The sequence below is a fragment of the Bernardetia sp. MNP-M8 genome, from assembly GCF_037126285.1.
GTDB lineage: Bacteria > Bacteroidota > Bacteroidia > Cytophagales > Bernardetiaceae > Bernardetia.
In genome coordinates this window covers 1,796,982-1,809,634 of sequence record NZ_CP147012.1, presented here as the reverse complement: position 1 = coordinate 1,809,634, position 12,653 = coordinate 1,796,982, and the positions used below count along the sequence as shown (strand labels likewise).

At 29.4% G+C, this 12,653-nt stretch carries 11 protein-coding genes; 9 read left to right on the top strand and 2 right to left on the bottom strand.

The features are described from left to right. Positions 1-109: 109 nt before the first annotated feature. Both V9L04_RS07500 and V9L04_RS07495 read right to left on the bottom strand, forming a co-directional pair. Positions 110-1,435, bottom strand: a complete 1,326-nt coding sequence (locus V9L04_RS07500) for a hypothetical protein (RefSeq protein WP_338793472.1) — start codon at positions 1,433-1,435, stop codon at positions 110-112. Between the two features lie 382 nt (positions 1,436-1,817). Then, positions 1,818-3,032 (bottom strand): hypothetical protein, encoded by a 1,215-nt coding sequence (locus V9L04_RS07495; protein WP_338793471.1) that lies wholly within the window; start codon positions 3,030-3,032, stop codon positions 1,818-1,820. Between the two features lie 186 nt (positions 3,033-3,218). On the opposite strand from V9L04_RS07495, the gene V9L04_RS07490 reads away from it, so the two are divergent. From V9L04_RS07490 to V9L04_RS07450, 9 genes are all read left to right on the top strand, one after another. Then, positions 3,219-4,472, top strand: a complete 1,254-nt coding sequence (locus V9L04_RS07490; protein ID WP_338793470.1) for a SpoIIE family protein phosphatase — start codon at positions 3,219-3,221, stop codon at positions 4,470-4,472. Between the two features lie 18 nt (positions 4,473-4,490). Beyond that, entirely contained in the window at positions 4,491-5,876 is a 1,386-nt protein-coding gene (locus V9L04_RS07485; RefSeq protein WP_338793469.1) for a tetratricopeptide repeat protein, read from the top strand. 82 nt (positions 5,877-5,958) lie between these two features. Continuing rightward, a complete protein-coding gene (locus tag V9L04_RS07480) occupies positions 5,959-6,573 on the top strand; it encodes a DUF1599 domain-containing protein (protein WP_338793468.1) in 615 nt (204 codons plus the stop codon). Positions 6,574-6,625: 52 nt separating this feature from the next. Beyond that, positions 6,626-7,735 (top strand): BT_3928 family protein, encoded by a 1,110-nt coding sequence (locus tag V9L04_RS07475; RefSeq protein ID WP_338793467.1) that lies wholly within the window; start codon positions 6,626-6,628, stop codon positions 7,733-7,735. Positions 7,736-7,754: 19 nt separating this feature from the next. Further along, complete coding sequence (locus V9L04_RS07470; protein WP_338793466.1) at positions 7,755-9,281, top strand: HTTM domain-containing protein; 1,527 nt, start codon at positions 7,755-7,757, stop codon at positions 9,279-9,281. Between the two features lie 128 nt (positions 9,282-9,409). Continuing rightward, positions 9,410-10,402, top strand: a complete 993-nt coding sequence (locus tag V9L04_RS07465) for an ATP-grasp domain-containing protein (RefSeq protein ID WP_338793465.1) — start codon at positions 9,410-9,412, stop codon at positions 10,400-10,402. Between the two features lie 3 nt (positions 10,403-10,405). Then, positions 10,406-11,050: an HAD family hydrolase gene (locus V9L04_RS07460; protein ID WP_338793464.1), complete on the top strand. Its 645-nt coding sequence runs from the start codon at positions 10,406-10,408 to the stop codon at positions 11,048-11,050. A 14-nt stretch (positions 11,051-11,064) separates the two neighbouring features. Next, positions 11,065-12,006, top strand: coding sequence for a glycosyltransferase family 2 protein (locus V9L04_RS07455; RefSeq protein WP_338793463.1), 942 nt, complete (start codon positions 11,065-11,067; stop codon positions 12,004-12,006). Next, positions 12,003-12,641, top strand: a complete 639-nt coding sequence (locus tag V9L04_RS07450; RefSeq protein WP_338793462.1) for an acetyltransferase — start codon at positions 12,003-12,005, stop codon at positions 12,639-12,641. Before V9L04_RS07455 ends, V9L04_RS07450 begins: the two co-directional genes overlap by 4 nt. The last annotated feature ends 12 nt before the right edge of the window (positions 12,642-12,653 follow it).

Sequence of the window (12,653 nt, the reverse complement as noted above, 5' to 3'; positions counted from 1 at the left end):
CTTTTAATACGGAATGCTGTTTGAAAATGCACAATAATAAAAACCGTATTTCTACAATAGATAGAATACGGTTTTATGAAATTATAAACTTGGAGTTTCTGTTTTTCTACTAATCATTTTTCTTATTTTCCTCATCGAAAAGTGAAATATGTTCATTTAAAGACATTGCTTTTTGCAGGTCATCAGCAGAATCTACTTGATAGGACAAATCTTCCAACTCGTCCAATAAATGTAAATCAATATCTTCGTCTGTTTGAATCGGATTTGTTTTTTGTTCTATATCTTGATTTGTGTTTTGTTCTTGTAAGTCATTCAGACGGTGCATAATTCCTTGCAATTGTAAGCGACGTTCTTTTTGAAATTTAATATTTCTCAAACGTTTATTAATTTTTTTGAAGCTATTAATACGCATTTGAGCAACTCTAATATTTTTTTCTGCTGTCTCTATAAGTTGCAAACCCATTTCTATATTTTCTTCATCTAATTCTTTATAAAAATCATTTTCCAAAATATAAGAAGTCAAATTATTTGCATTCTTAAATTCATAAATAATGATAGCATTTGGCATTTTGGCAATATCAAAAGCACTTCTAATATAATAGATTGATTTATAAATCTCATCTAAGCTTTCTTCTAGCTTTTCAGTAAGCATAATTCCATTTTCTAACATAGAATTATTTTTGGTAATCAAATCATCTAATCTAGCAATATTTTCATCATAAGGAGGTTCATCTTTTTGTTCTTTGAAAGGATTTTCCTTTGTTTTACTAGCTTCTTGAAATGAAATAGGAGCAATTTTTTTGTCTTTATCTTTTGTTGTGATATGCTTATTATAGATTTTTGAATAGGTATCTTCCAAAACACCTAAAAACTCTTCAAAATCACCTTCTAAAAAGAAACGATATTCAATTTCCACTCTGTTTCCTCTTGTATCAGTAACTACACATTTTGTCTCTGGGTGAAAATCTTGTGTTCGTGTATTTGGACGTTCGAAAAGAATTGTAGCTACTTCTCCACTTCTGCGTCTATATTTACGATGTTTTTGTCTTTCTATGAGTTCAATTTTTTTAATATCTTTCAAATCTACTCGTATAGAATCATTATTTGCTCCTCTTCGGATTTCTAAATATTTATTAGTCAAACGAATAGCTTTTATTTGTTTTGTCCAGTATTCTTTAACAAGTGGTATTAGAATAGAAACAGCTACAAAGCATAATAAAATTTTGAAAAAAAGAGGCATCCAAATCATGCTATATGCAAACGTAAGTCCCATGACGAGCTTTCCTATAAAAATATTGCTCATTGGACGCATTGTATCCAACTCATAAACAGCATCCTTTGCATAAGTAGATGTGTAAGGTGAGTTATAATCTGGAACATAAGGTTTCCTCTGATTTGTGTTAGAGGGTTTAAAATCATTTATAAAATCTTTCATACTATAATTTTTCTGTTACCTAAGTCTTGCATTAGCTATTGGCTAAAATTAGTTTAGGAGGTTTTTAAGGAAAAGGGCTTGTTTTATCTTAAAACTCATAATTTCTGTCTTTGTTAGTGTAGATACATCAACAAATACGTAATATTCTATTTTTTTTCTTAAAAATATATCTTGATTGAATCAATTTTATTCTTGTTTTATTTCAATACTTAATATAGTAATTTTTTTTCAAAAATGAATATTGCATTCTTCTTTTTTTGCAAAATAAATGTGTAAAGAGCCTATTAATAGGTACGCCACAATTGTAGTATAAGTTACTTCAAATCTATTTATAGTTCTTAAAATTCATTATTATTTTAAAACAACTTCTTCTTACAAAAAATCAATTCCAAAAAACAATGTTTTTTAATGTTCGTAAGAAGGGATAAACGAGCCACAAAAAAGCAATTCCATATTTTAAGATATTATTGATTCTCATTTTATCCAAAGATAAATTAAGAATAAAACCTATTAAAATACACAAAAAAGGATAAACAATAGCCAAAAAACGCTCTGCATCTATTTTCATTCCTGCCCTACTGAAAAGCATTCCGATTAGATAAACAAATGTTATCCAAAAAATAAATAGAATGAATTTTGAGTTTTTGTCAGTTTCTAATTTTACTTTTCTAATAAAAAAAATAAGAAATAATACTATTAGTAACGAAAGAATAGAAATTCGAATTTCTAAAGTAATAGAAGGAGGAAGAAACCAACGACTCAAAATATCTCCATAATTTATGCATTCTTCTGAAAACGTCCGTAGGGCAAGGTTATAAATCGTATCAAAATTTCCTTGTGTCTTGATTTTGGCATGAAACCACCACAAAAAAATAGGTAAAATAGAAGATAAGGAAAAATAAAGTAGAGGTTTGAAATACGGATTTTTCCATAAAATAGAATTTACAAACCCTTTGTTGTTTTTAAGTGTAAATGGAATCAGATAAAATAAAATTATTCCACTATTTATCCCAATCACAAAATAAAGTCCTGCATTTCGCATAGCACAAAAAAGAAAACCAAAAAAGCAGAATAAATAGATGGCTTTGGTAGGGATTTTATTATTCAGATTATCAACTAAATAATAAAACGCCCAAATACAGCCTATCAAAGAAAGTAAAAATGGAGGTTCTGACCAAACAAAATGATGAATAAGATAAAGAGGAGTAGCAGAAACAAAAGCTACAATAAGCCACCATTTTATACAGGTTTTTTGAAATAATTTATGAGTTAAATCAAAATAAAAGACATAAGTTGTCAAGATACAAAGTAGATTAAGAAAAATAGAATCTTTAAAAAGAATCAGTAAAAAAGGAAATCCTAAAGCCCAAGCAATATAAGGTTGAGAATTGGTCTGAATAAAATCGTTTTGTAAAATTAAGTTTTCAGCCGTTTTGAGATATTGAAGTGAATCGTGTGTTTTGGCTACTCCTTCTCCTTTATAGGTACTCCAAATTTGAAAAATAAGAATAATCAAAAACCCTGTTAGGAAGCGAGCTTTAGAGTTAGAAGCTAAATTTTTATAAAATGATTTTAAAAATAGTAAATTAGAAGGCATAGATATGAATAGAAAACAAGAGTGAAAATAACTCAACCAAACAAGATAAAAAACAATGCTGTAAAATACATTCCTTTTTTGTAAATTGCCTATCAAATTTAACCACTATAAACAACGAGTATTAAAAAATACAAACAAAAGTATTAACCAATACAAGTAGAGTATATTACTCTTTCTATATTAATTATGTCAGAAAAAACTACTGAAACAGTAAACGCATTAGAACTCAAAAAAATTGAGTTGGATTCACTTATCGATATTATAAAGTCTATCAATGGAAATATTGCTGAACAGGATTTGTACCGTACCTTTATGTTTACACTCCGTTCTTATCCCTATATTTCGAAAATGACTTTGTATGTTTTGGATGAAGATACAGAAGTAGATGCAAATAGAAATAAGTGGTTTAATAAAGAAAGTTTTGGTACGCTGGCAAATTATAGAGATGTACTTTTGCCTAATGAAATTTTAGATATTCATAAAGTTTCAGCTACTAATGAATTTAATCATTTAGCTCCTTTTAATGAATTTTGCTTTATTATTCCAATTCATCATAAAGATGAGGTTTTGGCGTATCTTTTCTTAGGAAGAGCTTATGATAATTTATTAGAAGAAGATTTGGATTTGCCTTTTATTCAAGCACTCAGTGATATTATTATTGTTGCTGTGGAGAATAAAAAGATGGCTAGAAAACAAAAAGTGCAGGAAGCATTTAATCGTCAATTAGAAATTGCTAGTGAAGTACAATCATTACTTCTACCAAAGCATTTGCCTAATGAAGAAAAGTTTAGTGTGGTGGCAAGCTATTATCCTCACCACAATGTAGGAGGAGATTATTATGATTATATTCAAATTAATGAAAATGAATTTTTACTTTGTGTAGCTGATGTTTCTGGAAAAGGTTTTCCTGCTGCTATTCTGATGTCAAATTTTCAAGCAGCCCTTCGTACAATGGCACGTCAAACAACAGATTTGAAAAAAATTGTAGAAGAACTCAATCATTTAATTATTCAAAATTCAGGTGGTGGACATTTTATTACAGCTTTCTTTTTTCTATATAATAAGAGTCAAAAAACGGCAGTTTATATCAATGCTGGTCATAATGCACCTATTTTGATGCTCAATGCTCATCAAGTTCAGCACTTAGAAGAAGGAACAACCATTTTAGGTACATTTGACAAACTTCCTTTTCTTTCTGTGGCAAATCTAAATGGATTAGATGATTTTTTAATTTTCTGTTATACAGACGGATTTACTGAAACGGCAGCCGAAGATGGAGAAGAATTTGGAGAAGAGAATCTATTAGAAGGAGTAAAAGAAAATTTTGACCATTCGCATCAAGAGCTTCATGAACGCTTATTTGATAAACTTCATCTTTTTAAAGGAAATACTCCTTATCCTGATGATATTACTTTGCTTTCTTGTAGAGTGAAAAGGTAAGTTTTAAACCCAACACTGATGAAACATTTTTTATTATTATTTTTATTTGTTTTATTTCCGTTTTATTTATATAGTCAAACAAAAACAATAGATAGCCTTTCAATAGAGCTAAAAAAGACAAATACAGAAGAAGAAAAAATTGATTTACTCAATAAGATAGGTTGGGCTTATTTTATGGTTGATACAGAAAAGTATGGAGAGTATGCTCAAAAAGCCTATCAAAAATCTTTGGAAATAAATTACACAGAAGGAGAAATAGTTTCACTTTCTCATCTAAGCTGGTTTTATCAGTTACGAGGACAAATTGATAAAGCCTTTGATTATGGTATTCAATCTGCTAAATTATTAGATTCTGCCAAAATTACTACATTACAAACTCGTGCTTGGGTATATCTTGTGGTAGGTGCAATTTATGATATACAAGGACAATATGATGTTGCTTTCCCTTACTATGAAAAATCATTAAAACTGTATAAAGAAGATGGAGATTTGTTGAGAGCTTCTTGGGTTCTACAAAATTTGGGAGCTGCTTATAGTGACAGAGAAGAATATAAAACTTCTTTGGATTATAATTATCAAGCAAAACAAATCTATGAAAAACTACAAGATTATAGTAGCATTGCAATGGTATGTGAGAATATAGCAACAGATTACATGTATTTAGGAAATTACGATTCTGCTGAATACTATGTGCAAAAAGGCTTAGAAACAATAGAAATAGTAAAAGAAAAGATTACAAAAAATAGTCTCCTATTGATTCAAACTGAATTGTACTTACTACAAAATAAAAATGAGCAAGCAAGAGATGTATTAAATCAAATAGCTTATTTTTTAGAAAATAATTATGATATAAACATAGCCTTACAGTATCATAGATTAGCAACTACATACAATGAGGCAGTTAAAGAGTATGAAAAAGCATTATTTCACGAACGTCAGCAACAAATATATACAGACTCCATAAATAATTTAGAAAGTCAAAAGGATGCTGCTCGTTTACAGGGAAATTTTGAAATAGAAAGAAAAGTAGCCCAAGAGAAAGAAGAGGAAGAAAAGAAAAGCCAACTATTAAAGGAAAAAATAGAAAGACAAAATATGCTTATCTATACAGGAATAACAATTATTCTCATAGTAATTATTGGATTTTTATATCTTCTCAAAACATTAAATGCTTCTGAAAATGTGCTTAAAGCAGGTTTGTTTTTCGTTTTGTTACTTCTCTTTGAGTTTATTCTTCTTTTGTTAGAGCCAAAAATAGAAGTATTATCTGCAGGAAATATTCTAATAAAACTCATTGCAAACTTAATTATTGCACTTCCAATTGTACCTTTACACAGTTGGCTAGAAAAAAAGTTGATGATTATTTTTATTGGAAAAAGTAAACAAGAAAATAAAACAGAGTAATCTTTATAAATTCGAATAAATAAACTAGATTATGTATTTTTGTGGATAGAATCAAAACTAGTCATTAAAAATATAAAAAGCCTTGACTGACAAAACACTAGCTCAATATCGCCAAATAATGGTTACGTGTAGGCAACTATTCGACCAAAAAAATAAAGATTATGGTACTTCATGGCGTATTTTGCGTCTTCCAAGTATTACAGATCAAATCTATATCAAAGCACAACGCATCCGAACTATTCAAGATAAAGGTTCACAAATGGTAGGTGATGATATTGCTTCAGAGTTTATTGGAATCATAAATTACTCTTTGATGGCTTTAATTCAAATTCAGCTTCGAAGTGATGCTCGCTTGGAGATTCCACTTAGAGAAGTAACAGAATATTATCAAAAACATTCGGAAGTTTCACAACAGCTCTTAAATCGTAAAAATCACGATTATGGAGAGGCTTGGCGTGTTATGCGAATTACCAGTATTACAGATATTATTTTGATGAAATTGCTTCGTATCAAACGCATTGAAGATAATCAAGGCAAAACATTGGTTTCAGAAGGTATTGATGCAGGATATAAGGATATGATAAACTATTCTGTTTTTGCTCTCATTTTGATGATGGAACAAAACCAAAACCAAGCAGGCAATTCGGTCAATATGCAAGAACAAAATGCCGATAAAAAATTACAAGAACAAAAATAAAACATGTTGTTAGTAAAATATCAACAACAGTAAAGAAAAATCAAAAAACGCTATGAAATTCCTCAACCAAATCATTTGTTTTATTGTAGGTGCATTATTTATTTTTTCAGGAGCTGTAAAAGCTATTGATCCTATCGGAACAGCTATCAAACTAGGTGAATACTTTGAAGTTTTTGCAACTGATGTGCCTTCTTTGCACGGTTTTTTTCATTTCCTTAATCAAAATGCAACTATTTTGGCTGTCATTTTTGTAGTTTCTGAGATAGTATTGGGGACAGCTCTTTTGATTGGTTTCAAACGAAAAATTACGGTTTGGCTTTTATTCTTGATGATTACCTTTTTTACCTTTCTGACTTTTTATTCAGCTTATTTTAATAAAGTAACTGACTGTGGTTGTTTTGGTGATTTTCTTCCTCTAAAGCCTTGGGAGTCTTTTACAAAAGATGTAGTTCTGTTTGTCTTGATTACAATTCTATTAGTTCAGGTAAAGAAATTAACTAATAAATCTAACTTTCTCACTTTTGTAGTTTTGAGTTCGATAACACTTCTTTCAGGTTTTTTGACTTATTATGCTATTGAATATGAAGCTCCTATTGATTTTAGAGCCTATGCAGTAGGTAAGAATATTTCTGAACAAATGAAATCTAAAGAGCCTGCTCGTTATATTTATGTAATGGAAAAGGATGGGCAAGAGTTTCGTATGGAAGAATATCCAACTGACCCTGCTTATAAATATGTGAGTAATGAACTTTTGAATGAAGCTGAAAGTAAACCTAAAATTACAGATTATAGTCTTTGGAATGACGAAGGAGATTTTACACAAGAATCTTTAACAGAAAAACGTATTTTTATTTTGGTTCAGAATGTAGCAAAAGGAAACTTTGATAAATTTGAGGAAATTAAGAAGTTGATTAATGAAACTACAGCTAAGAATGCAAATATAAAAGTAGCCATTCTTACTTCTGACACCCAAGAAGCTATTAATTCTTTTAAAACGAGTCAGAATATTAATTTTCCTTTTTATTATATTGATGCAACTGTTATCAAGACAATAGCTCGCTCAAATCCTGCACTTTGGATGCTCAATGAAGGAACTGTCATAGGAAAATATTCTCCTAATGAAACTCCTGAATCGCAAGAAGTATTAAGATTATTTGAATAACCACTTTATTAGTTATCATATGAAAAAGATATATAACCTTTTTGAGAAGCTATATGATAAGAAAATAGATCCTACTGGATTGGCTCTTTTTCGCATGTTTTTTGGTTTAGTTCTTTTGGGAGAAGTGGTACAAATATTTAATTTTAAATATTTGATTTTTATAAATCAAATGACTGTTGGTAAGGTATTTATTTTTGATGGTTTGTTATGGATTTGGTGTTTTAGTCTTCTTTTTCTTGTCATAGGTTTATTTACACGCTATGTGGCTATAGTTAGTTATGTTTGTTGTGTACTTATCTTTGGAACATCTTTAATAGCTAGTTATCATGCAGATTATATATACATAGGAGTTAGTTTTTTATTGATTTTTACTTCATCATCTGAAACTCTATCAGTAGATAGCTTTATTAAAGCTTATAAAAGTAAAATAAAAAATCAACCTGTTTTCATTAGTGATATTTCAGTCCTTAATTATTTTTCTATTGTTTTGGTGGGTATAGGTTTTATATATTTTGATTCAATTTTTCATAAATTAGCTTCTGTAACTTGGACTACTGGATTGGGAGTATGGAAACCTGCATCCTTGCCCCAATTTACATTTTTAGATTTAAACTGGTTAATGAACCAAAAATATATAATAGTTTTTTTGAGCTATTTAACGTTATTTTTAGAGTTCATATTTATATTTATATTTTGGAATAAGAAAGCTCGGTTACCTATTTTTATTGTGGGTTTAGGTTTACATATAGGTATTTTTATTACTTTTCCAATTCCTGGGTTTGCCTTAACTATGATAGCTTTATATATATTATTAATACCTTTACATTTTATCAAAAAAATTAATACATCTTATAAGGCTTTTTTGAATAGAATATTTGGACAAACAACAGAACAGCAAATTAGAGATAATTTACAGATTCCACTATTCAAAAAAATACATATTTATGCTATTATTACCTATTTTGTGCTAATTATGAGTTTACAGTTGGGAGTAATCTATCGTTCTCCACTTGTCAAAAAGGTTGTAATCAATAATGGTTGGACAGTTTCTTTTCCAAACAAGGTTTTTGCTAAAATCTCTTCAAACATAAGTCCTTTAATAAGTCAAGGTTTCTTTGGTATAGTTAGTCATAGTGTATTTCTTGATTTTCATTATACAGGATATAATCATATTATAGCAATAACTTATATTGAAAAAAATGGATCAGAAACTTGGCTACCTATTACTAACCCTCAAGGACAAGCTTCTTGGTATAATGTAGGGAGAAATTGGACATATATTGGTTTTGGTATGGTCGGTCCTCAAGTAGATTCTACAGCTCTTTCTAATGGTATAAAACGCTTTACAGAATTTTATGCTGTGAAAAATGATATTGACTTAGAGGATGCTACATTCAAAGTCAAAGTTAAAAAAATCGATATTCCGATGGAATGGGAAAAAGACTTTCTTAAGACCCAAATGGCACAACCATGGCAAGATGTAAGTGAAGCAAAATGGATAGATGGTAAATATTTTATCGATCTTCCAGATATAGAATCTCTATAAAAAAAAGTAATAAAAATACCTTATCAGTCTGATAAGGTATTTTTATTACTTTTTTTATTGTTTAGCAGAAAAACTTAACTTTATACCAAAAAATAATCTAGAAACTCAAATAAAGAATCTTATAGTTGATGAAAAAGACAATTAGTATACTAGTTACTGGAATAGGAGGAAATGTTGGACAAGGCATTTTGAGAAATATACAGGCTTACGCAAAAGAAAATGAGCAATTTATTTTTCGTATTATAGGTATAAACGTAATACCCATTTCGGCTGGAAATCATCTCTGTGATAAAACCTATGAAATAGAATATGCTTATGATGAAAATTATATTCCTTCAATTATTGCTATTTGTGAGACTGAAAAGATAGATGTTGTTTTTCCCAGTACAGATTATGAAGTTTATTATTTGAGTAAAAATGCTCATAAATTACCTAAAATGGCTGTTTCTCCTACAGAAACAAATGAAGTTTTTTTAGATAAATACAAAACATGGGAGTTTTTCGCCAAACATCAAATTCCTTTTGCTCATTCCTATTTACCTTCTACCTATCCAGAAAACGCTTTTCAATCCTATATACTCAAGCCAAAAGAAGGAAGAGGTTCAAGAGGAATACATATTAATCCTAAGAATATAAAAGATTTTAGTGATGACTATATGGTTCAAGAGTTATGGACAGGAAAAGAAATTACTTGTGCCTTCTATGTTACTCGCCAACAAAAATTGCATGGATTTATTACCTTTGAAAGAGAATTGCAAAGTGGAGCAACTGCTTTTTGTGAAGTGATACAAAAATATGATTCAGAATTAGAGAAAATCATTAAAAAAATGATGCTTCATTTAAAAATTGTAGGTTCTTGTAATATTCAAGCTATTGTTACTGAAGAAGGAAAAATTATGCCTTTCGAAATCAATGGAAGAATATCAGGAACAAATTCTATACGCTCACAATTTGGATTTAAAGACATAGAATACATACTAGAAGAATATGTTTTTGATAAAGAACCGACTGTTCCCAAAATTACAAAAGGAAGTGCAATACGTATTTTGATGGATATTATTTATCCAAATTCAGAACTGAAAGAACCTAAAAACAATCAAACAGACCATTTTATTTATTAAAAAATGCCTTACAATTATATATTTTTTGATGTTGCTAATACACTACTTCAAAAACCTCAACTATTTGCAAAAATACATCAAGTATTAGTAGAACACGGCTATGAAATAGATATTCATTATCTGAAACGTATTCATAAACTTCTTAGTGAAACTATTATTTTTCCTGACAAAACATCTAAAGAATTTTATCATCATTTCAATACAGAGTTACTGTATGCTGTAGGCATTTTACCAAACTTCAAACTCTTAGAAGATATTTTTGCTGCCTGTACCTATATGGAATGGCAACCGTTTGATGATACAGATTTTCTCAATCAAATTACTATACCAACAGGTATTATTTCAAATTGGGATATATCTTTAGAGTCAAAATTAAAATCTTACTTTAATCGTGATTTTTTTGAAATTTATGGTTCACAAAAAGAAGGAATTAAAAAACCAGCTTTAGATTTTTATAAAAAAGCCATCAAAAACCTAGACTGCCCTGCTAACCAAATTCTTTATGTGGGAGATTCTATAAAATTAGATACAGAGCCAGCTCGTAAACTAGGAATAGAAGCCATTCTGATTGATAGAGAAAATGTATTTCCATATTATAAAGAACCTAAAATTAATTCATTACATCAACTTTCTACATTTTTAGATTGATTCATTTTTAGATTATGTTAAAAGACAAATTACTTTCTTTAGTTGTTCCTGTATATTTTGAAGAAGAATGTATCAAACAATTTATCACTGAAACTACGAAAGTATTAGAAGAGCATTCTATCAATTACGAAATCATTTTTGTTGATGATGGAAGTAAAGATAATACAGTAGAATTGATAAAAACACAAGCTCTAAATAATACAAACCTCAAATTAGTAGAATTTTCATACAATCATGGCAAACAAGCAGCACTTACGGCAGGAATAACCTATGCTAAGGGAGATTATTTGCTAATGATGGATCCAGATTTACAAGACCCTCCTATAGAAATCCCTAACTTTATAAGAAAAATTGAAGAGGGATATGATTTGGTGTTTGGTGTACGTAAGGAGAAAAAAGACAATATTATAAATGTGATTTTTTCTAAACTTTTTTGGTGGATTTTAGAACATTTTACAGGGCTTAATCTACCTAGAGGTTTAGCTGTTATGCGTATTTTTAATCGTCGCTTTACAAATCAGTTTTTAAAATACAATGAGTCTAGCAGATTTATAGAAGGAATGTTTATGCATGTTGGAATGAAACAAACTACAATTACCATCGAACAAAGAGAACGCTTTGCAGGAGTCAGTAAATTTAACTTTAGCCGAAAACTCAACCTAGCCTTTGATGCTATTTTAGATTTTTCAGACCTTCCTCTCAAAAATATTATTCGTATAGGTTCTTATATGGTTATGTTTGGATTCTTTGCAGCTTTTTTTATTATTGTTGCCAAACTTCTTCTCATTGACTTTCAAATGGGGTGGGCTTCTATTATGGTCTCTATGCTCATTGGGTTTGGTGTTCAATTAATAATGGTAGGAATTGTTGGGGTTTATGTAGGTAAGATATATAAACAAGTCAAACAAAGACCTCTCTACTCAGTCAAAACAGTTACTAATTTAGAAGAAAAATGAAAATAAAGTTAGCCATTATTGGAGCAGGAGACTTAGGACAACTTATTGCACATCACGCTAAATCCTGTAATTTTGAAGTAGTCGGTTTTTATGATGATTTTCAAACTAGTGAAAATGCTGCCGATAAATTTACTCTTTTAGGCAAAATTTCTGATATAGAAAACGATTTTAAAGTAAATAAGTTTGATGAAATTAGTATTGCCATAGGCTACAAACATCTTAAATTTAAAGAGCAAATACTTCAAAAACTATTGTCTGAGAATATTCCCTTAGCTTCTATTATTCATCCTTCTGCCTATGTAGATTCTAGTGTGAAAATAGGTAAAGGAGTTGTTATTTTGCCTCATGTGACTGTGGATGCTGGTTGTAAGATAGGTAATGGTGTTTTACTTAATACAGCTGTTTGTATTGCCCATGATACTGAAATAGAAATATGTTGTTTTGTTGCTCCTTCGGCAGCTTTAGCAGGGTTTATCAAAATAGAAAAGAGATGTTTTATAGGAATTAATAGTACTATTATAGATAATATTTCTGTTTGTCAAGATACACAAATTGGAGCAGGTTCTGTTGTTACTAAATCCATTACAGATAAAGGTCTGTATGTAGGAGTACCTGCTAAAAAAATAAAATCATAAAACAACAATAAA